Source organism: Erwinia pyrifoliae DSM 12163 (assembly GCF_000026985.1).
Classification (GTDB): Bacteria; Pseudomonadota; Gammaproteobacteria; order Enterobacterales; family Enterobacteriaceae; genus Erwinia; species Erwinia pyrifoliae.
On the sequence record NC_017390.1, the window covers coordinates 1,706,642 to 1,728,368 of the forward strand.

Here is a 21,727-nt window from a genome sequence, read left to right on the forward strand (position 1 = left end):
GTCGTGATAAATCAGTCTGCGACTGGCTGCTGTTCAATGACCCATACGCTGACGCTGCCGGGCTGGCAGCGAAACACCGCCGTACCCTGTTCGTCGCTGTTTATCCGATCCGCAACGTGACCGAGATAGTCATACCACTGCTTTCCGGCGAAGTTCCCCCCCAGTTCCAGCGTTTTCTCTCCCGCGCCGCTGTTCGACATTATCACCACGCAGCCGGGAAGTTCTTCCGTACCGCTGCGGGAAAAGGCGATACAGTCAGGATTGTCGAACCACTCGCGCTGCGCCCCGTGGGCGTACAGCTGCCTGGCGCGCACCAGCGCTTCAAGTTCGGCAATGATCGGGATATCAATTTGATACTGTTCGCCGTCGTTGCCTTCATCTTCGTAGCTGGCACCAAAGAGGTCGGGATAAAACAGCACGGGAACTCCATTTTCACGCAGCAGGATCAGCGCGTAGGCCAGCGGCTTAAACCAGGGTTCTACCGGTGCTTCCAGCGCCTGGAGCGGCTGGGTATCGTGGTTGGCAACAAGGGTCACCGCATGCCACGGGTCGGCCGCCACCAGCGTATTGGTGAATATCTGGCTGAGATCGTAATCGGCTCCCTGTTTTGAGGCACGGTGGAAGTTCATCTGCAGCGGAGCGTCAAACAGCATGGTTTTGCCTTCAACCTGATGAATATACTGCTGCAGCTTATCCACCTCGTGTGACCAGTATTCCGCGACGATAAACAGCGGTTCTTCGGCCACCTCCTGCACATGCTCAATCCACTCTTTATAAAACCAGGCAGGGATGTGCTTCACCGCGTCGAGACGAAAACCGCTGCAGTGCACTTCATCCATGACCCAACGCGCCCAGTACTTTAGCTCCTCGGTCACCGCGTGGTTGCGGAAATCGATATTGGCACCCATCAGATAATCGAAATTGCCCAGCTCGTCATCCACCTGCTGGTTCCAGCCTTCGCCGGTATAATCATTAACGATTTTAAACACGCCGTTCTCATCGGGGTTTTCAATATGATCGACGCCGCTGAAGCACTTGTAGTCCCAGGTAAACTGCGAATACTGACCACGACGTGCCGGAAAGGTAAAGCGCGTCCATGCCTCTGCCTCCAGCACCTCGGGATCGATTTCCTCGCGATTATCCGGATTAACGCGGTTAACCTGTATCTGCTCTTTTTCGTCGGCACCCATTTTATGATTCAGTACCACATCAAGGAGCACCCCCACGCCGTGGGCTTTCAGTGTTTCAACGGCGTGCAAAAGTTGCTGTTTGTCACCGTATTTGGTGGCGCGTGAACCTTTTTGATCGAATTCTCCCAGGTCAAACAGATCGTAGCTGTCGTAGCCCACCGAATAACCGCCGGATTCGCCTTTATACGCCGGGGGCAGCCAGACGGCGCTGATACCCATCTCCGCCAGCCACGGCGCACGTTCTGCCGCTTCCGGCCAAAGTTTGCCGCCTGTGGGGTAATACCAGTGAAAAAACTGCAACAGCGTGAGATTGCGCATAGACATGTTCCATTTTCAACCGAGGTGAAAATGAAGTATGCGCGAGAGCGGTGGAAAAGCGCGGGCCGGCGCGAATTTATTTTTTCGCGCCGATGCAAAACGGGCGCTGAGTCAGGCTGACCCAGCGAGAAATGAGCATTATCCGTGGGTACGGGTAGGAAATAACACCACTCCGGCGCTTTGGCTGTAGGCACTATTGACGGATTTCTGGCGGCCGGCTTGCTGGATTTGCGAGGAGATTTCCTCCTGACGATACTGGAGCAGTTGCTTTATTTCCGCTTCATTATCAAGGATGTGACGCAGCACCGGGCGCAGCAGATCCTGAGTGTGGGACGTAACGTGTTGCTGCTGCATCGCCTGCGTCAGCTTTTCCACGGCGCTGAGATAATGATTCACTTCCCTGTTGGTCAGTTCTTCCCACTGACTGTTCGCAGCCAAACGCAGCATAGACTGGCTGTGGGTCAAAATATCCTGATAGAGCGCGAACAGATACCGGGCATTATTCATGAGTAAAACGTCCTAAACCAAAGCGGTGGTGCCAGAAACCTCTTTCCAGGCATCGGCAATATTGCGCAGCAGCGCTTCAACTTCTTCAATACCTTCAGCATCGTTATCCAGGTTAGCGCGCAGCAGGCGGTACACCATATAACGGTACAGTTCTGCCAGGTTGCGCGTTAACTCGTCGTCACTGGTTGCATCCACACCCGGCTTCAAACCGTTATCGATGATGTTTATCGCTTTGGAAAGCGACTCTCCTTTTTTTACCGTGTTACCGTCCAGCAAAAACAGACGAGCGCGCACCAGGGCGCTAAGCGCCCCGTCGAACAGTAGGGTAATCAGCTGGTCGTTGCTGGCACTCATTACTGCACTTTCTACGCCGATTTTTGCATAGGCTTTCGTACCGCTGGCACTATACATTTTGGCTCCTTACCTTATTACTTACTGGAACTGCTTGAGGTAGAAAACTGCGACGTCAAATAGCTGCTGGTAGAGTTCAGTTTGCTAATGGTGACATCCAATGCGGTAAACTGCTTTTTCAAGCGCGCAATGGTGTCATCAATACGGTCGCTGACCTTTGTATACTGCGCGTTAAGGCTGGTCAGCGTCTTGCTGACACCGTCTTTTGCCGCTTGAACTTCACCGGTAGCAGATAACCAGCCGGTGAGGCTTTTCGCCATTTTGGTGGCGATCCCGGTGGTTTTTCCATCACCGAAAATCATCGCTTTGATTCCTTCAGGATCTTTGGTCAGCGCCGCATCGAGTGTGGTTTTATCGGTTTTGAGCTTGCCGGTGCTGGGATCGCTGGTGATACCGATTTGCGACAGCGTCTTAAAGGTCGACGTGCTGGAGGCGTTGGTTAGCATCGTTTTCATCTGCGACTGAATCGTACGCAGGGTGCTGTCGCCAAGCAGCGGGCCGTTGCTGCTGTCCTGAGTATCAGCATTCTTTTTCACTGCGGTGTATTTGGTCAGCGTGCCAAAGGTATCCAGCAGAGTGTTGTAAGCATTTGCCCAGTCGGAAATCACCGTCGAGGTACTGTTGGTGTCTTTATTAACCGCCAGCGTCTGGTTGCCGCTGGTCATATCGCTAAGGTTAAGGGTTATTCCTTCCAGTGCATCACTGATGGTGTTGCTGCTGTTTTCGATCTCAACGTTGTTTACCGTTAATTTGGCATTTTGCGCCGCCACGCTCTGCGTAAGATTGCTGCTGCCAGCACCATCATAATTAAGCATGCCTTGCAGCGCACTGTCGCCGCTAACGGACAGCGTCATCGCATTGTCGGTTCCGGTTTTAGCCGAGGTCAGTGACAAGCGATAACTGCCATCGCCGCTTTTGATAATGCTGGCGGTAACGCCTGCATTGGCTTTATTGATCGCATCACGCATGCCGTTCAGCGAAGAGTCCGTAGCACTGACTGCCACATTGACCACATTGTTGCTACCCGCCAGTTTAATGGCAATCGTGCTGTCGCTGCTAGCCAGAGCTTTACTGTTGCTGCTCTGTACCGCCGTGGTCAGGGTTTGCGCCCTGGCCAGGGACGACACGCTGATGTTGTATTTGCCCGCAGTGGCGGCGGCAGTGGTGGTTGCGCTGAAGGCGCTGGAACTGCTGGTGGTGGTGGTAGCGCTATACAGATCGGCATTATTCAGTTTAGCGTTAGCGGTCTGGAAGGTTTCCAGCGCGCTTTTCATGGTGCTATAGGCGCTCAGCCTGGCGTTTGATGCCGTTTGCTGATTAGTGATGGGCTTCAGAGCCTCTTTCTCTGCCGTTTGCATTTTATCCAGAATGCTATTCAGATCGAGGCCGGAGCCGATACCTAAAGTAGAAATACTAGCCATGATGTTTCCTTTTTATCGTCAGCACGGAGTATGGGTACGGAGGTTATCGGCTGTTATTGAGCAAAGTTTACGATTATTTAACTGGTGCAATAAAAAGAATAGCGGCAATAAAGAGGGGCATTTCGTGCAGTAGCAGGGAAAGAAAAAAATCAGCGCGAGTGTAAAAAAGTTCTAAAGGTTATTGAGAGGCAGACGATAACAACTTTGACGGCGATGAAGCCGGGGGCGAATAACCCTAACCCATACAACCGAACTGATTAAACAGGAACATCTATCATGGCACAAGTTATCAATACCAACAGCCTCTCGCTGATCACTCAAAATAACATCAACAAAAACCAGTCAGCGCTGTCATCTTCTATGGAGCGTCTGTCTTCTGGTTCACGCATCACCAGCTCTAAAGACGATGCAGCAGGTCAGGCGATTTCTAACCGCATCACCGCCAATATCAAGGGCCTGACTCAGGCTGCGCGTAATGCTAACGACGGTATCTCGCTGGCACAGACCACTGAAGGCGCTCTGTCAGGCATCAACAACAACTTACAGCGCGTACGTGAACTGACCGTTCAGGCTAAAAACGGCACTAACTCTGATTCTGACCTGTCTTCAATCCAGGACGAAATCAAATCACGTCTGGACGAAATTGACCGCGTATCGGGTCAGACTCAGTTCAACGGCGTGAAAGTTCTGGCTCAGGACAACGCCATGAAAATCCAGGTGGGTGCTAACGATAACGAAACGATCGAAGTTGGCCTGAAGAAAATCGACTCTGCTACCCTGGGTCTGGATAAATTCACCGTGGCGACGAAAGAAGCTGATGGCACCACCGCAGCAGCTACCACTGCCGATCCGCTGACTCTGCTGGACAAAGCCATTGCCAGCGTTGACAAACTGCGTTCAGGCCTGGGTGCGGTACAGAACCGTCTGGATTCTGCGGTGACCAACCTGAACAACACCACGACTAACCTGTCTTCTGCACAGTCACGCATCCAGGATGCGGATTACGCAACTGAAGTGTCCAACATGTCTAAGGCACAGATCATCCAGCAGGCAGGCAACTCCGTGTTGGCTAAAGCGAACCAGGTTCCACAGCAGGTTCTGTCTCTGCTGCAGGGCTAACCCTCGCGTTAACCCCTTACTGAACCCTTTAACCCCGCGCTTGCGGGGTTTTTTTTCTCTGGAGTGTTTTATGCGCTTCAATTATGACCTGATCCCCGGGGAACTGCTGCCGTTTGAGGAAATAAACGACCGCTACAGCAAAAAGTACCCTGATGATAAATCGTTAACCGCCCGTGGCCTGCTCAGTCCGTCCACTTCCAGCAAGAACTGGACGATCCGCGCCGTGTTTGCCAGTCAAGACAGCCATATTGCGTTGGAAGACTTGCTGTTTATTAGCCACGATAACGAGCGTAAAAACTACCTGCAGCGCTTCGAACACTATCTGCAATGCCAGCAGAGCTTTCTCTACTTTCGTCGACCGGCAGCCCCCGCAGCGTGGAATAGCTGGAAAGTCATGGGGGAAAGCAAGGTGTTGGCCATGCTCGATCCGGCGTCGATCATGGCACAAAGCCTGCTTCAGCAACGCGGTTACAGCCTGATGCTGTTGCGCACTGAAGAAGAGGATGAATACTGGCAGCTGTATGACCGCCAGTCGCACCCCTGCTTTGAATATGCGCGCCAGTTGCAGTTTATTGTGGTGCTGACCTCGCCGCTGCTGCCGCAGCCTGGCGGCGTCATTGCCGGCACTCAGGTGGGGCGAAGGGTGAAAGCACGCCTGTGGCATCGCGTCAGCCACCAGGAGTTCACCAGCGCGCTGCGCGAGCGCTACGGTGCCTGCGTGGTCACCGGGACGCAACTGACCGACGAGCATGCGTGGCCGTGGGTCGAAGCCTGCCATATCAACACGCGGGAGAACGAACAGGATTTTTTGCTGGATAACAGCACGGATAACGGTCTTTTCTTGCGTAGCGATCTGCAACGGCTGTTTGCCAGTAAACGGATGAGCATCGATCCGGTTCAGGGGACGGTGCATTTTCGCTGCATTTCTCCGCAAGATTGCGCTCTGTTGCCCTTTTATCAGCAGCTTGAGGGCCAGGTCTGCGCCCTGTGGGCGCTGGTGCCGGAAACCACGCGCCAGCGGCTCCTGAGCCACGTTTAACCTGACGGCTCCCCCGTGCCAGAGATGCGGATAGCGGGGAGCTATCAACCAACAAAAATGAAATAACCCGCGTTTTTAACCGCTATTCCCTCAATCAAAATAGCAACAGAAACCGATAATCATGCCGATAACTTAATTAATCCTGGGTAGGTCAGAGTGAACGATCTGTATACCGCCAATGGCGTGATGGACAAACATTCGCTGTGGCAGCGATACATACCGCTGGTGCGTCATGAGGCGCTGCGCCTTCAGGTTCGTCTGCCGGCCAGCGTTGAACTTGACGACCTGCTTCAGGCCGGAGGGATCGGACTGCTGAACGCGGTAGAACGTTACGATGCCATGCAGGGAACGGCGTTTACCACCTATGCCGTACAGCGTATTCGCGGTGCCATGCTCGACGAGCTGCGTAGCCGCGACTGGGCGCCGCGCAGCGTGCGTCGCAACGCGCGCGAAGTGGCAGGAGCCATGCACCAGGTGGAACAGGCATTGGGCCGAACGGCTACCGAACAGGAAGTGGCGGCACAGTTAGATGTTCCACTGGAGGAGTACCGACAAATTCTGCTGGATACCAATAACAGTCAGCTGTTTTCCTTCGATGAATATCGTGAGGAACATGGCGACAGCGCGGAACTGGTGACGGAAGGCCACGAGCAGGAAAATCCGCTGCATCAGCTGCTGGAGGGGGATCTGCGCGACCGTGTTATCGAAGCGATTGATGGCTTGCCCGAGCGCGAAAAAATGGTGCTTACGCTCTATTACCAGGAAGAGCTGAATTTGAAAGAGATTGGCGCAGTGCTGGAGGTAGGGGAATCCCGCGTCAGCCAGCTGCACAGCCAGGCGATAAAACGCCTGCGAGCCAGGTTATCGGGAGCGTGCTGACAAAGTCAGTTTTGCCCTTTCAACCTAACCGGGAACCTTAAATGGTAATGAAAATTCAAACCAGGCCGTTAAGCCGCTATTTGAAAGACTACAAACACAGCCAGATCCATTGCTCACATTGCGCTAAGGTACTGGATCGTATGGCGCTGGTGTTTCGCGGTCAAATCATCAATAAAGAAGCCATCGCCAGGATGGATCAGCCTGTGGATGAGCGGGTCTGGTTGAAGCTGCAACTTGAGCTGACTGCACTGTGTCGTTTCTGTAGCGACATTTATTGCAACACCAATCCAACCTACTTCGACATTATGGCGTTCAAACAGTATCTGTTTGAACAGACGGAAATGAGCCACAGCACCATTCGCGAATACGTTGTTCGCCTGCGTCGTCTTGACGGTATGCTGTCGGCGCGCAATTTCCCGTCGGAACGGCTTTACGGCCCGAGCTGGCAAGAATGTCTTAAAAACGATCTGCCGGACGCCGGTAACAACAATTATCGTATCGCGCTGCGTAAGTACGATCAATTCCTCGGCTGGCAGAGTAATAAGTTATCCGCTGCTGGCAGATGACCGACGGGGAATGTTTGTAACACCGTAGAGATAACTTAAGCGCCAGCTATACAGGCCAGCTTGTCTTTACACAATATCATTCACTTTCCCCGTATTGAACTACCGGGTGCGCCCACCGCCTCATAGCACCTTGCCCGTTTATCAAGCTTTCCTGGACGTGATATTGTCATCAAGCGTGACGGTGTCACGCCAGTGGCTTTCGGCGGTTCCACGCGCTGGGGGCACTGGGCTACATTGAATGTGCACAGAAATTGCCCATCACAGCGAGGGGGGGATTTTGCCGCCGTGGTGGTCTGCCGGCACCCATGGCTGGCTGGAACAGCCGCTGCCTGAATGCGAACTGGCAAGCGTGACGGTGTCATGCAAGGCGACCGGTCGGCGGGTGAAAGTGGAGGCCCTCCGCCGTTCGCTGGCGCTGGAGATCCGCGCGCCACTGAGCGCATGACTGGCTAAACGACAAAAAAAGCAGCCCGGTCAAAACCGGGCTGCCATCTGGCATAGCGTCAACGGCTCACCAACCCATCAGGCTGCCGTTAGCCGATGGTCATCAGGCTGGCATTGCCGCCCGCCGCTGCGGTGTTGACACTGAGCGAACGCTCCAGCAGCAGACGCTCCAGCAGCAGATTGGTTTCTCCGCGCGCAAATCCCTGTACCGAAACAATGGCGCCGTCCCGCGCGGCCACGGCTTCACACAGCGCGCGTAGCTGGTCGGCATCACCGTGCCAGATAACCGCGTCAAATTCACCCTGTTCCAGCGGTACTGCAGAAAAGTCGATGCGCTGGCGAACCTGTTCAGGCAACTGCCGCCACAGGTTACGATGCAGCTCATCGTCGCTCCACAACGCCCGACTGCCGACTGCGGTGACGGCTGCCAGCTGCACCAGCGCATCCTGTTCGTTGTCTGCCAGGCACAGCACCTGATTGCGTGGCAGCAGGGCAAAGGTATTACGCTCCCCGGTCGGCCCGGGCAGCAGGCGCACGGTGCCACCCTGACCCAGTTCCGCGTAGCGTGCGCAGCAGGCAGCCAGTTCAGGACGCTCGGCGGCCCACTCGCTCAATGCCTGATGCGGTTGCAGCAGAGCGGGGCGCAGCAGGGCATCCATCGGTCGCTCTTTATCATGGCGATCCAGCGTCACGCGCAGCGCGCCGTCCGGCCGGTGCGACAGCAGACGGTACAGATACAGCGGCCCACCGGCTTTAGGGCCGGTGCCGGACAGCCCTTCACCACCGAACGGCTGCACGCCAACGACCGCACCGACGATATTGCGGTTAACGTACAGGTTGCCAACGTGTGCCTTCTGCGTTACCTGGGCGATAGTTTCATCAATGCGCGTATGCACGCCCAGGGTTAAGCCGTATCCGGATGCGTTAATCTGCTGCACCAGCTGCGGCAGATGACTGCGCGCAAAGCGCACCACATGCAGCACCGGGCCAAACACCTCTTGAGTCAGGTCGGATACGTCATTCAGCTCAATCAGAGTTGGCAGCACGAAAGTGCCGCTTTGCCATTCACGGCAATCCTGTGCCTGCTGCTGGGCCGTCTGGAAGACGCTGAAACCCTTGCCCTGCATAGCCCGGATATGCTGTTCGATGCTGGCTTTCGCTTCGGCATCGATCACCGGGCCAATGTCGGTGGAGAAACGCTCAGGGTTACCCATACGACATTCGGCCATCGCACCGCGCAGCATCTGTAAGGTATGTTCCGCGACGTCTTCCTGTATGCACAGCAGGCGCAGAGCGGAACAGCGTTGTCCCGCACTGTCGAAAGCAGAGGCCACAATATCGGTGACAACCTGTTCGGTGAGGGCTGAAGAATCCACGATCATCGCGTTCATCCCGCCGGTTTCGGCCACCAGCGGCGTTGGGCGGCCTTGCGGGTCGAGACGGCTGGCCAGATTACGTTGCAACAGAGTGGCAACGGCGGTGGAGCCGGTAAACATCACACCGCGTACGCGTTCATCCTGAACCAGCTGTGCGCCCACGGTTTCGCCCGCGCCCGGCAGCAGTTGCAACGCGCCAGGCGGCACGCCGGCGTCATGCAGAATGGTAACCGCCTGTGCCGCAATCAGCGGCGTTTGCTCAGCCGGTTTAGCCAGCACGCTGTTGCCAGCCGCCAGCGCGGCAGCAATCTGCCCGCTGAAAATCGCCAGCGGAAAGTTCCACGGACTGATGCACACCACCGGACCGAGCGGGCGGTGGGTCTCATTATCAAAGTCGTCGCGCACCTGTCCGGCGTAATAGTTGAGGAAGTCGACCGCCTCGCGCACTTCGGCAATGGCGTTACTGAAGGTTTTACCGGCTTCACGTACCAGAATGCCGATCAGATGCTGCATCTGGCCCTCCATCATGACCGCAGCGCGCTCCAGAATGGCGGCGCGTTCCTGGGGCGGAGTGGCAAACCAGATGGCCCCTTCGGTGACCGCCGCATCCAGCGCGGCAGAAACTTCTCCGGCCGTGGCATGACGTACCTGTCCGACCACGTCCAGCGGCTCTGCCGGGTTTCGCACCGGCAGCAGTTCTCCCGTCTCCAGCGGACCGTCAATCAACGGCTGCGCTTGCCAGTTCTGACTGGCACCGCTTAACAAAGCGCTGGACAAAGAAGCCAGACGGTGTTCGTTGGCCAGATCCAGCCCGGCGGAATTCTGCCGATGTTTCCCGTACAGATCGCGTGGCAGCGGGATTTTCGGATGCGGCAAACCGACGGCGCCTTCGCTGTTGGCCAGTTTTTCCACCGCAGCCACCGGGTCTGCTACCAGCTCGTCAAGCGGCAAGGTGGCATCGGCAATGCGGTTAACAAAAGAGGTATTGGCACCGTTTTCCAGCAGGCGACGCACCAGATAGGCCAGCAGCGTTTCATGCGTACCTACCGGTGCATAGATGCGGCAAGGGCGGTTAAGTTTACCGTCGGCAACTTTCCCTACAACCTGTTCATATAGCGGTTCGCCCATGCCGTGCAGGCACTGGAATTCGTACTGGCCAGGATAATAGTTGTTGCCAGCCAGCTGGTAAATGGCCGCCAGCGTATGGGCGTTATGGGTGGCGAACTGTGGATAGACAAGGTTTGGCGCCGCCAGCAATTTGCGGGCGCAGGCGATATAGGAGATATCGGTGTACACCTTACGGGTGTACACCGGGTAGCCTTCCAGCCCGTCCATCTGGGCGCGTTTAATTTCGCTATCCCAGTACGCACCTTTGACCAGGCGGATCATCAGGCGGCGGCGGCTGCGCTGCGCGAGGTCGGTCAGATAATCGATCACCATCGGACAGCGTTTCTGATAGGACTGAATCACGAAGCCAATACCGTTCCAGCCCTCCAGCTCCGGCTCGAAACACAGTTTTTCCAACAGATCCAGCGACAGCTCCAGGCGGTCGGCCTCTTCGGCATCGATATTAATGCCGATATCGTAAGAGCGGGCCAGCAGCGTCAGCGATTTCAGCAATGGGTACAGCTCTTCCATCACCCGGTCGTATTGGGCGCGTTGGTAGCGCGGGTGCAGAGCCGAAAGCTTGATCGAAATGCCCGGGCCTTCGTAAATTCCGCGCCCGTTTGAGGCTTTACCAATCGCGTTGATCGCCTGCTGATAGGAGATCAGATAGGCTTTGGCATCCTGGGCGGTGAGCGCAGCTTCACCCAGCATATCGTATGAGTAGCGGAAACCTTTCTCTTCCAGCTTGCGCGCATTGGCCAGCGCTTCGGCAATGGTTTCGCCGGTGACGAACTGCTCGCCCATCAGACGCATGGCCATATCGACGCCTTTGCGGATCAACGGCTCGCCGCTCTTACCGATGATGCGATTGAGCGAACGCGACAAATTGGCTTCGTTATGGGTCGAGACCAGGCGACCGGTGAACAGCAAGCCCCAGGTCGCGGCGTTGACAAACAGCGACGGGCTGCGTCCGAGGTGCGAATGCCAGTTGCCGTTACTGATTTTATCGCGGATCAACGCATCGCGCGTTGGCTTATCGGGAATGCGCAGCAGGGCCTCCGCCAGGCACATAAGCGCCACGCCTTCTTGTGAGGACAGCGAAAACTCCTGCAGCAGGCTTTGCACCATGCCGGCGCGTCCACCTGCACCTTTTTGGTGTCTCAGCCGATCCGCAAGCTGCCAGGCAAGACGGTGCGTTGCCTCGGCAAGGTTAGCCGGTAAACGTGCCTGTTCCAGCAGCATGGGCACCGCTTCAGTTTCCGGGCGCCGCCATGCGGAGGTGATGGCAGCGCGGGCCACTGACTGCGGCAGGATATGCTCGGCAAAGTCCAGAAACGGCTGGTGCGCCTCTTCCGGCGGGCGTTCATCGCTTTCCGCCTGCTCGCCATTGACTGGCAGTTCAGGTAGCGCACTGCCTTGTTCTAACTGTTGCAGATAATTGAAAATGGACTGCTTGATCAGCCAGTGCGGCGTGCGGTCGATCTGCGCCGCCGCCTGCTTAATACGATCGCGCGTGGCGTCGTCCAGTTTCACACCCATAGTGGTCGTGCCCATGCCTTACAGCTCCCGAATCAGTAGATGGCTAACGATATAGACTGCAATATCACTGATGTTGCAACTTTGTGCAACCACGTTAAATGTGACCCCCGCCTCATTACTGATAACCTGACCACCGGTATCAGACAAAAAGCGGCATGAATATTGCTGTAAGATCCTTGCCGGCCACTGAAACCCGTGGCTGGCGGGCTTTTCACTGCAAAATTGTTGGTGCAACCTGGATAACTGTGACGCAGTGCAACCTGTGGCAATTTATAAGTAAATTCCAGGTGAAAACAATGTGCATGCTGTGTTAAATCGTTTGTGCGCTGTTGCTGATTACGGCAGGATAAGCCCCACCTTAGCCTTCAGTTCGCTGCTTCGTTGCAGCAATCTGCGAAGAATGCTTATGGTCAGAGGAAACTGATAATAAATGGAGAAGCTCAATGACTCTTAGTACACCAATGATGGTGACATTTTGTGTTTACATTCTCGGCATGGTGCTGATCGGATTTATTGCCTACCGCTCAACAAAAAACTTTGATGACTATATTCTGGGGGGCCGCAGTCTGGGCAGCATGGTGACGGCATTGTCGGCCGGGGCCTCAGATATGAGTGGCTGGCTGCTAATGGGCTTGCCGGGAGCGATCTTCCTGTCGGGCATTTCAGAAAGCTGGATCGCCATCGGCCTGACGCTGGGTGCTTACCTTAACTGGAAAATTGTCGCCGGCCGTCTGCGTGTGCAGACCGAACATCACGACAATGCCCTGACGCTGCCGGATTTCTTCTCCAGCCGTTTTGAAGACAGCAGCAAGCTGCTACGGGTGATTTCGGCGCTGGTGATCCTGGTGTTCTTCACCATTTACTGTGCTTCCGGCGTGGTAGCCGGCGCGCGTCTGTTCGAAAGTACCTTCGGTATGAGCTACGAAACCGCGCTGTGGGCCGGTGCTGCCGCCACTATCGTTTATACCTTTGTCGGGGGATTCCTCGCGGTGAGCTGGACCGATACCGTGCAGGCCAGCCTGATGATTTTTGCGCTGATCCTGACGCCGGTAATGGTTATCGTCGCCGTCGGCGGCCTGGGCGATGCGATGCAGGTGATTGCCGCCAAAAGCACGCAAAATATGGATATGCTGAAGAACCTTAACTTTGTGGCGATTGTTTCGCTGCTCGGTTGGGGTCTTGGCTATTTTGGTCAGCCGCATATTCTGGCGCGCTTTATGGCAGCAGATTCACACCGTTCTATTCGCACGGCGCGCCGTATCGGCATGATTTGGATGATCCTGTGTCTGATGGGAGCGGTGGCGGTCGGTTTCTTCGGCATCGCCTATTTCGAAAACCATCCTGAACATGCGGGAGAGGTATCCAAAAATGGTGAACGCATCTTTATTGAACTGACGCGCATCCTGTTTAATCCATGGATTGCCGGGATCCTGCTGTCGGCCATTCTGGCTGCGGTGATGTCGACGCTCAGCTGTCAGCTGCTGGTGTGCTCAAGCGCGCTAACTGAAGACCTCTACAAAAACTTCCTGCGTAAAGGCGCCAGCCAGCCAGAGCTGGTATGGGTGGGTCGGGTGATGGTGCTGTTGGTGGCGGTCATTGCTATTGCGCTGGCGGCTAACCCGGAAAACCGTGTACTGGGCCTGGTCAGCTATGCCTGGGCAGGCTTTGGCGCGGCATTTGGTCCGGTGGTCCTGTTATCACTGATCTGGCAACGCATGACGCGTAACGGCGCGCTGGCCGGAATGATTGTCGGTGCTGCCACCGTCCTTATCTGGAAGCAGTACGCCTGGATGGGTCTCTACGAGATTATTCCCGGCTTCCTGTTTGCCAGTATCGCTATTGTGCTATTCAGTCTGGCTGATAAACCCCCATCTGCCGCCGCACAGCAGCGTTTCGCCGCTGCCGAAGCGGAATATCAGGCCGATTAAGCCGTTCTTCTGCGCTGGTGCCATTTGGCCCCGGCGCATCATTACCCCGCATCTCAGTTAAGAGACTCTGATGACAGCGACCGGCTGTCATCAATCAGCATAAAAAAGATCCACTTCTGACTTGTATTTCCCTGCACGATAATGATAATCCCTATCGTTCGCATTTTACTTTTATTTACCCGTTTTGACGGTAATCTACTCTTTCGAGGTATGAGGCATGTTTGTCCCGTTTCTTATCATGTTACGTGAAGGGCTTGAAGCGGCGCTGATTGTCAGCCTGATTGCCAGCTACCTGAAACGTACCGGGCGTGGTCAGTGGTTTGCTACCCTGTGGGCTGGCGTGTTCGCTGCCGCCGCCATGTGTCTGGGTCTGGGCTGGTTTATCAATGAGACCACCGGCGAATTTCCCCAGAAACAGCAGGAGCTGTTCGAAGGTTTGGTCGCCGTCATCGCCGTAGGGGTACTCACCTGGATGGTGTTCTGGATGCGCAAAGTATCGCGTAACGTGAAGGCGCAGCTGGAAGATGCGGTGGACAACGCCTTACAGAAGGGGAGCAACAGCGGCTGGGCGCTGATCCTGATGGTGTTCCTCGCCGTTGCGCGTGAAGGTCTTGAATCGGTTTTCTTCTTGCTGGCCGCTTTTCAGCAGGACGTGGGTTATGCGCCGCCGCTGGGGGCGATGCTTGGCCTGGGCACGGCAATGGTGCTCGGTATGCTGATTTATTGGGGCGGGGTGCGCCTGAATCTGGCCAGCTTCTTTAAGTGGACCAGCCTGTTTATCATCTTTGTCGCCGCCGGGCTGGCAGCAGGTGCCGTGCGCGCCTTCCATGAAGCCGGCCTGTGGAATCATTTCCAGGAGGTGGCGTTTGACTTCAGCCAAACCCTCTCTACCCACAGCATCTTTGGCACGCTGTTGGAGGGCCTGCTGGGCTATCAGGAAGCGCCAAGCGTCAGTGAAGTGGCGATGTGGTTTATCTATCTGGTTCCTGCACTGCTGTTGTTTATGATGCCTGGGCGCGCTCCATCCTCTGCCGCCCCCGCTGCACGCTGATTCTGCCGGGCAGGTCGCCGACCTGCCGGTTTCAACTCTCTGACAGGAATGACATTATGACGACACAATTTCGCCGTCAGGCACTGAACGTGACGCTGCTGGCGGCTTTAACCTCATCTACCGCTGCGCTGGCGGCGGATATCCCTCAGGTTAATGTGAGTGTGAACGACCGGCAGTGCGAACCAATGACGCTGACGGTTGCTGCCGGTAAAACCCAGTTCATCATCAAAAATAACAGCCAGAAAGGTCTGGAGTGGGAGATCCTCAAAGGGGTGATGGTGGTGGAAGAGCGCGAAAATATCGCGCCGGGCTTTACGCAGAAGATGACGGCTAATCTGGAGGCAGGGGAGTACGACATGACCTGTGGCCTGCTAAGCAACCCAAAGGGCAAGCTGATTGTTAAAGCTGGCGACAGTCATCAGGCTAATGATGGCAAGCCGGATCTGCTGCAGCTGGTGGGGCCGATAGCCAACTACAAGCTGTATGTGACTCAGGAAGTGGCACAGCTGGTGGACGCGACGAAAGCGTTTACCGACGCGGTGAAAGCAGGGGATGTCAACAAGGCGAAAGCGCTATATGCGCCGACCCGTCAGCATTATGAGCGTATTGAGCCAATCGCCGAGCTGTTTTCCGATCTTGATGGTGCTATTGACGCGCGTGAAGATGACTTCGAGAAAAAAGCAGAAGACCCGGCCTTTACCGGCTTCCATCGTCTGGAAAAAGTGCTGTTTGCGGATAACACGACGGAAGGTATGGATAAGTTCGCCGACCAGCTGTACAAAAACGTGCTGGATCTGCAAACCCGTATCAACGAGTTGGCCTTCCCGCCGGGCAAAGTCGTGGGAGGGGCTGCCGGCCTGATCGAAGAGATCGCCGCCAGCAAGATTTCAGGTGAAGAAGACCGCTACAGCCGCACCGATCTATGGGATTTCAAGGCCAACGTTGACGGCGCGCAGAAAATTGTCAACCTGCTGCGCCCGCTGGTGGAAAAAGCTGACCCACAGCTGCTGGTAAAAGTGGACGGTAACTTCAACAAGGTCGATACCATTCTGGCGAAGTACCGCACTCATGAAGGCTATGAATCTTACGATAAGTTAACTGATGTTGATCGCAAAGCATTGAAAGGCCCGATCACGGCGCTGGCCGAGGATCTTTCGCTGCTGCGCGGTACCCTGGGTTTGGATTAATCAGCGATGGCGAAAACAGTCGAAGGCGTGGCATTAGCGTCACGCCGCCGTTTACTCAAAGGAATGGGCATTCTCAGTGGCGCGCTGGCGGTTGCGGGCGGTTGTCCGGTTCATGCCGCCTCTGCTGCTGACAACACCTCTTCGCCGGGAACGCTGCCACCCGGCGCGCGTGAAGAGCGGCAGCCGTTCTGTGGCGTTCACCAGGCCGGGATCGTCACGCCGCAACAGGCGGCGATGATGCTGGTGGCATTTGATGTGCTGGCCAGCGATAAAGCCGATCTCGAGCGTTTGTTCAGGCTGTTGACCGCGCGTATCGCGTTTCTTACCCGTGGAGGGAAAGCGCCACGGGTGACCAATCCTCAGCTTCCGCCGATGGATTCCGGCATTCTCGGCGAGGATATCTGGCCGGATAATCTGACCATTACCGTTTCTGTCGGCAGTTCGCTGTTTGACGAGCGTTTCGGCCTGCAGGCGTTGAAACCGCTAAAACTTCAGCGTATGACGCGTTTCCCCAACGATGCGCTGGACGGCAGCCTGTGTCACGGCGACCTGCTATTGCAAATTTGCGCAAATACTAACGATACGGTGATCCACGCGTTGCGCGATATTATCAAGCATTCGCCGGATCTGCTCAGCGTACGCTGGCGGCGTGAAGGGTTTATCTCTAACCATGCGGCACGCAGCAGGGGCAAAGAAACGCCGATAAATCTGTTGGGCTTCAAGGATGGCACCGCCAACCCGGATACTGCCGATAATCGATTGATGGATAACATTCTGTGGGTAAGTCAAGAGCAGGGCGAGCCGGCATGGGCGGTTGGGGGCAGCTATCAGGCCGTGCGCATCATTCAGTTCCACGTCGAGTTCTGGGATCGTACCCCGCTGCGTGAACAGCAGACCATATTTGGCCGCGAGAAACACAGCGGTGCACCGTTAGGGATGCAGCAGGAGCACGATGTACCGGACTATGCCAGCGATCCGGCAGGGGAGGTGATACCGATGGATGCGCATATCCGTCTGGCGAATCCGCGTACTGCACAAACGCTGAGCAGTCTGCTGCTGCGCCGTGGCTACAGCTATTCGCTTGGCGTGTCTCATTCCGGTCAGCTGGAGATGGGGCTGCTGTTTATCTGCTATCAGCATGATTTGGAAAAGGGCTTTCTGACGGTACAGCAGCGGTTGAACGGAGAAGCGCTGGAAGAGTATATCAAGCCTGTTGGTGGAGGTTACTTCTTTGCTTTGCCGGGAGTACCCGATGACCAACATTATCTGGCTCAGGGGCTGCTCTCCTCCTGATTTCAATGAGCGGATTGATATGCATCCGCTCATCATCTTTCAATGATATCGCTCTGTTAGCCTGTCCGGGCTGATTAACATAACGCCGTTTCAGCACGTAATTACGCCTTCAATATTTGTATAACTGACTGTTTTATAAAGTTACGGCTATTTTGTTATCACCGCCATGAAAAAAGTGTTGCAATTTTTAGCTATAATGAAGAATATGAAATTGCTGTTGTTTTTCGCATAGCGTGTTTCACTATGGAGAGAGCGGATGCAGAAGTCCTTTAGCGGACCATTAGCCAAACGGCGTTTCAATGCGATAACATGTGGGGAACAACTCTCCTCTCCCACCTTCACTTCTTTTATCTTCCAACGACAACCCTGTTCGTATCGTCCTTTACGGTGCATTGCAACGTTCTTTTGCCGTGCATCTGTTTTAACGGCCGTACATGGCTTAAAAGGAAGCCAAAACCTCTAAAGCGTTCACGTAATCGCGTCAATCACATTGATGCGGGAAATGAAACCAACTGTAAGGTGCCACTATGGGAAGACAGAAAGCAGTGATCAAAGCGCGTCGGGAAGCAAAACGTGTGCTTCGTAGCGATTCACGCAGTCACCGTCAGCGTGAAGAAGAATCGGTCACCTCGCTGGTGCAATTGGGTGGGTTGGACTCGATTGGTATGGCACGCGACAGCCGTGACCATTCGCCGATTGAAGCCAGAAATGAAGCTCAGGCGCACTATCTTAACGCCATAGAAAGCAAAAAACTGATCTTTGCCACCGGCGAAGCAGGCTGTGGTAAAACGTGGATCAGCGCCGCAAAAGCGGCCGAGGCTCTGATACACAAGGATGTTGACAGGATTATCGTCACGCGCCCGGTACTGCAGGCGGATGAGGACTTGGGATTCCTGCCGGGGGATATCTCAGAAAAATTTGCCCCTTATTTCCGACCCGTTTATGACGTTCTGGTTAAACGTCTTGGCTCTTCTTTTATGCAGTACTGCCTGCGGCCTGAAATCGGCAAGGTGGAAATTGCGCCGTTTGCCTATATGCGCGGCAGGACGTTCGAAAACGCTGTGGTGATCCTCGATGAGGCGCAGAACGTGACCGCTGCCCAGATGAAAATGTTCTTAACCCGCCTTGGAGAGAACGTCACGGTGATTGTAAATGGCGACATTACCCAGTGTGATTTGCCCGCCCACGTACAGTCCGGGCTTAGTGATGCGCTGGCGCGCTTCAGCGAAGATGATATGGTTGGCGTGGTGCGTTTCACTCAACGAGACTGCGTCCGTTCCGAACTGTGCCAGCATGCCTTGCTGGCCTATGGGTAAGTAACCGTTGTCACGGGGCTGATGCAGCCTCACATCCTGTTGGTATCGGAAGCCCGGTCATGCCGGGCTTTTTTGCCTTTATTTATTAACGCCAAAACCCTGTTTGCGTATCGCCGGTTGCACCTGCGGGAAGTAGATGTGCTGGTAATAGCTGGCGGTGTTGTTGCCCCAGTTATCCCCGTCTTGACGACCGGTTTGCTGCCAGTGATCCGTCAGCACCTGGTTGTAAGCTTCAATTACCCCTGGTAGTACGCTGGTGTTGTAACGCTCTTCATGACGGAAGCCGGCCAGCGACATGCGCGGTTTTTCAGCAGCGGGCTGGTCAATATAGCCCAGCACCACGCCCGCTACCGGGAAGGTCAGTTCCGGCAGCTGCAGCAGTTCAATCATCGCTTGCGGATCGCGGCGGATACCGCCAATCGGGACTATCCCCAGACCGTGTGAACGCGCGGCGGTCATCAGAGCGCCCAGCGCGATCCCGACATCGGTCGAGCCGGAGATCAGGCTTTCAATGCTTTCATGGGCAATCTGTTTTTTACCCTCGGCGGCAATGCCCTGCTGGCTTTTGTACATGTCCAGCACCACGGTAATAAATACCGGAGCTTGTGCAATCCATGGCTGGCCACCCGCCAGTTCAGCAATGCGCGCGCGGGCTGCCGCATCGCGAACCACTACCAGCGAGACCTGCTGTGAATTTACCGATGTTGGCGCACGCCAGGCTGCTTCGATAATGTCGTCCAGCACCTCTTCAGGAACGGGTTTATCTGAATAGCTGCGGTCGCTGCGGTGGCTTTTTAACAGTTGGGTTATTTCATTCATGGGACACCTGGAATTTTCGGGATTGGTAAAAATATGGAGATAAGATAGTCATTATTTTGCAAGAAATAATGGTTAGTTTGTGCGAGGTATCACATTTTTTTTGTTAAAAGAGTGCCGGAGCTGTCGCTCAGTCACTTTCTGAACCCGTATGAAGGTAAGCAACCCTTTTCCTTTTATGGCACCGCCAGCCCGGCAGCAGAGCATTGTGATTTGCCTTAACGACTGATAAGACTTATCGCAAAGCTGTTATGCTTAGTGAAGAAAGTTTGTTGGTGACAACCAATTTGAGCATTAACGGGATTTAGCGAGTATGGCCATTTTGAGGGCTGCTCAGGGGAAAAAGAAATCCTGACGAGGGTTCTTCACTCCCTCTCTCATCCGGGGAATATGCACAAAAAAAGCCCGAACGTGAATTCGGGCTTTCTTTTTNAAGATGGTGGTGAGAGAGGGGTTCGAACCCTCGATACGTTGCCGTATACACACTTTCCAGGCGTGCTCCTTCAGCCACTCGGACACCTCACCCTGTTTTTCCATCAACCACATGGGCTGACGGGGCGCTACTATAGGCAGTAGCAGCGAGTGGGTCAAGCAGTATTTGCCCTCTGGGCTGGCGTTCGCCTGACTGGTAAGCAAGCGGAATATCTGCTGCCAGCTGTGTCTCATTGCCATCTCTTTGTCATAGCTTTGACGCAAAAATGAAACAGGTGTATCGCAGACTGCCTCCTGAACTATTTCGCAAAATTTAGGTATGGAGATTGCCTGTATGAAACATGAAGTTCTGGCTCTTGCAATGATGAGTTCACTGATCTGTTCCTCTGCCGTTGCCGATGTGGCGACCTGGCACCGCGCAGCCCAGGGCGATATCACCCAGCCGGGTGGTGCTCGCCGCCTGGATAGCGACCAGACCGCAGCGATTAAGGCCGCTCTAAGCAATAGCAGGGCGAAAAATGTCATTTTGCTGATCGGTGATGGCATGGGTGATTCTGAGATCACTGCGGCACGTAACTATGCCGAGGGGGCGGGCGGTTTCTTTAAAGGTATCGATGCGCTGCCGCTCACGGGGCAGTACACCCACTATGCACTGGATAAGAAAACGCATAAACCTGACTACGTCACCGATTCAGCAGCATCGGCCACCGCCTGGTCGACCGGGGTTAAATCCTACAATGGTGCCATCGGGGTTGATGTCACGGGTAAGGATCATCCTACGCTGCTTGAACTGGCGAAGGGCGCTGGCAGGGCAACCGGGAATGTTTCTACTGCGGAGCTGGAAGACGCAACGCCGGCGGCGCAGATTGCTCATGTCACTTCACGTAAATGCTATGGTCCGGTGAAAACCAGCGAGCTGTGTCCAATCAATGCGCTGGAGAAAGGCGGCAAGGGGTCGATAGCGGAACAGCTATTGAATACGCGTGCAGACGTCACTTTCGGCGGTGGTGGAAAAACCTTCGCGGAGACGGCGCGCGGCGGCGAATGGCAGGGTAAGACGCTGGAGGAGCAGGCAAAGCTGCGCGGCTATCAGCTGGTCAGTGACCTCGACGGGATGAATTCGCTGGCTGGCGCCAGCAATGAGAAACCGGTGCTGGGACTGTTTGCCGACGGCAATATGCCGGTGCGCTGGAAAGGACCGAAGGCCAGCTATCACGGCAATCTGAACGGTAAACCGATCGCCTGTGAAGTCAACGCCGAACGCCCGGCATCCACACCGACCCTTGCGCAGATGACGGATAAAGCCATTACGCTACTGAGCAGCCATCCTCAGGGCTTCTTCCTGCAGGTTGAAGGTGCCTCAATTGATAAGCAGGATCACGCGGCGAATCCGTGTGGGCAGATCGGCGAAACGGTCGATTTGGATGAAGCGGTGCAAAAGGCGCTGGAATTCGCCCGCAAGGATGGCAATACGCTGGTGATCGTCACCGCCGACCATGCCCACGCCAGCCAGATTATCGCCAACGACAGCAAGGCTCCGGGCCTGACGCAGACGCTGATCACCAAAGATGGCAGCCCGATGACTATCAGTTACGGTAATTCGGAAGAAGAGTCACAGGGGCATACCGGTACTCAGCTGCGTATTGCTGCGTATGGCCCACATGCAGCGAATGTGGTAGGTCTGACTGACCAGACGGATCTGTTCTATACCATTAAGTCTGCGCTTGAGATCCGCTAAGTGATGTTTCCTGTGGTGGTCGTATCAGGATGAGACGTCTTCACGGATAT

17 protein-coding genes and 1 tRNA gene are annotated in these 21,727 nt (G+C 55.1%); 11 read left to right on the forward strand and 7 right to left on the reverse strand.

Going from position 1 to position 21,727, the window contains the following annotated elements; genetic code table 11:
- Positions 1–11: 11 nt before the first annotated feature.
- From amyA to fliD, 4 genes are all read right to left on the reverse strand, one after another.
- Positions 12–1,514: an alpha-amylase gene (amyA, locus tag EPYR_RS07560; protein ID WP_014538832.1), complete on the reverse strand. Its 1,503-nt coding sequence runs from the start codon at positions 1,512–1,514 to the stop codon at positions 12–14.
- A 132-nt stretch (positions 1,515–1,646) separates the two neighbouring features.
- A complete protein-coding gene (gene fliT / locus EPYR_RS07565) occupies positions 1,647–2,015 on the reverse strand; it encodes a flagella biosynthesis regulatory protein FliT (protein ID WP_012667810.1) in 369 nt (122 codons plus the stop codon).
- 12 nt (positions 2,016–2,027) lie between these two features.
- Positions 2,028–2,426, reverse strand: a complete 399-nt coding sequence (gene fliS / locus EPYR_RS07570; protein ID WP_012667811.1) for a flagellar export chaperone FliS — start codon at positions 2,424–2,426, stop codon at positions 2,028–2,030.
- Between the two features lie 17 nt (positions 2,427–2,443).
- Positions 2,444–3,847, reverse strand: a complete 1,404-nt coding sequence (gene fliD / locus EPYR_RS07575; RefSeq protein WP_012667812.1) for a flagellar filament capping protein FliD — start codon at positions 3,845–3,847, stop codon at positions 2,444–2,446.
- A gap of 276 nt (positions 3,848–4,123) precedes the next feature.
- Between fliD and EPYR_RS07580 the strand changes: the two genes are divergently transcribed.
- The 5 genes from EPYR_RS07580 to EPYR_RS07600 all read left to right on the forward strand — a co-directional run bounded on the left by EPYR_RS07580 (position 4,124) and on the right by EPYR_RS07600 (position 7,895).
- Positions 4,124–4,966, forward strand: coding sequence for a flagellin N-terminal helical domain-containing protein (locus EPYR_RS07580; RefSeq protein WP_012667813.1), 843 nt, complete (start codon positions 4,124–4,126; stop codon positions 4,964–4,966).
- A gap of 70 nt (positions 4,967–5,036) precedes the next feature.
- Positions 5,037–6,005 (forward strand): HNH endonuclease signature motif containing protein, encoded by a 969-nt coding sequence (locus EPYR_RS07585; protein WP_012667814.1) that lies wholly within the window; start codon positions 5,037–5,039, stop codon positions 6,003–6,005.
- Between the two features lie 156 nt (positions 6,006–6,161).
- On the forward strand, positions 6,162–6,884 hold the full coding sequence (locus tag EPYR_RS07590) for an RNA polymerase sigma factor FliA (RefSeq protein ID WP_012667815.1): 723 nt from the start codon (positions 6,162–6,164) through the stop codon (positions 6,882–6,884).
- Between the two features lie 41 nt (positions 6,885–6,925).
- On the forward strand, positions 6,926–7,450 hold the full coding sequence (gene fliZ / locus EPYR_RS07595) for a flagella biosynthesis regulatory protein FliZ (protein ID WP_012667816.1): 525 nt from the start codon (positions 6,926–6,928) through the stop codon (positions 7,448–7,450).
- Positions 7,451–7,688: 238 nt separating this feature from the next.
- A complete protein-coding gene (locus EPYR_RS07600) occupies positions 7,689–7,895 on the forward strand; it encodes a hypothetical protein (RefSeq protein WP_012667817.1) in 207 nt (68 codons plus the stop codon).
- An 88-nt stretch (positions 7,896–7,983) separates the two neighbouring features.
- Here the strand turns inward: EPYR_RS07600 and putA are convergent, their stop codons facing one another.
- On the reverse strand, positions 7,984–11,931 hold the full coding sequence (gene putA / locus EPYR_RS07605; RefSeq protein ID WP_012667818.1) for a trifunctional transcriptional regulator/proline dehydrogenase/L-glutamate gamma-semialdehyde dehydrogenase: 3,948 nt from the start codon (positions 11,929–11,931) through the stop codon (positions 7,984–7,986).
- A gap of 428 nt (positions 11,932–12,359) precedes the next feature.
- Between putA and putP the strand changes: the two genes are divergently transcribed.
- The 5 genes from putP to phoH all read left to right on the forward strand — a co-directional run bounded on the left by putP (position 12,360) and on the right by phoH (position 18,691).
- A complete protein-coding gene (gene putP, locus EPYR_RS07610; protein ID WP_012667819.1) occupies positions 12,360–13,844 on the forward strand; it encodes a sodium/proline symporter PutP in 1,485 nt (494 codons plus the stop codon).
- A 217-nt stretch (positions 13,845–14,061) separates the two neighbouring features.
- Positions 14,062–14,895 carry an iron uptake transporter permease EfeU gene (gene efeU / locus EPYR_RS07615; protein ID WP_012667820.1) on the forward strand — a complete coding sequence of 278 codons (834 nt, stop codon included), beginning with the start codon at positions 14,062–14,064 and terminating at the stop codon, positions 14,893–14,895.
- A gap of 56 nt (positions 14,896–14,951) precedes the next feature.
- Positions 14,952–16,082, forward strand: coding sequence for an iron uptake system protein EfeO (gene efeO / locus EPYR_RS07620; protein ID WP_012667821.1), 1,131 nt, complete (start codon positions 14,952–14,954; stop codon positions 16,080–16,082).
- Positions 16,083–16,088: 6 nt separating this feature from the next.
- Positions 16,089–17,375 (forward strand): iron uptake transporter deferrochelatase/peroxidase subunit, encoded by a 1,287-nt coding sequence (gene efeB, locus EPYR_RS07625; protein WP_012667822.1) that lies wholly within the window; start codon positions 16,089–16,091, stop codon positions 17,373–17,375.
- A 527-nt stretch (positions 17,376–17,902) separates the two neighbouring features.
- Positions 17,903–18,691: a phosphate starvation-inducible protein PhoH gene (phoH, locus tag EPYR_RS07630; RefSeq protein ID WP_012667823.1), complete on the forward strand. Its 789-nt coding sequence runs from the start codon at positions 17,903–17,905 to the stop codon at positions 18,689–18,691.
- A gap of 78 nt (positions 18,692–18,769) precedes the next feature.
- Here phoH and EPYR_RS07635 read toward each other — a convergent pair whose 3' ends face one another.
- Together EPYR_RS07635 and EPYR_RS07640 are read right to left on the reverse strand one after the other, a co-directional pair.
- Entirely contained in the window at positions 18,770–19,510 is a 741-nt protein-coding gene (locus EPYR_RS07635) for a nitroreductase family protein (RefSeq protein WP_012667824.1), read from the reverse strand.
- Positions 19,511–19,944: 434 nt separating this feature from the next.
- Positions 19,945–20,032: transfer RNA gene (locus tag EPYR_RS07640), tRNA-Ser, on the reverse strand.
- A 241-nt stretch (positions 20,033–20,273) separates the two neighbouring features.
- On the opposite strand from EPYR_RS07640, the gene phoA reads away from it, so the two are divergent.
- Positions 20,274–21,677: an alkaline phosphatase gene (gene phoA / locus EPYR_RS07645; protein ID WP_012667825.1), complete on the forward strand. Its 1,404-nt coding sequence runs from the start codon at positions 20,274–20,276 to the stop codon at positions 21,675–21,677.
- The last annotated feature ends 50 nt before the right edge of the window (positions 21,678–21,727 follow it).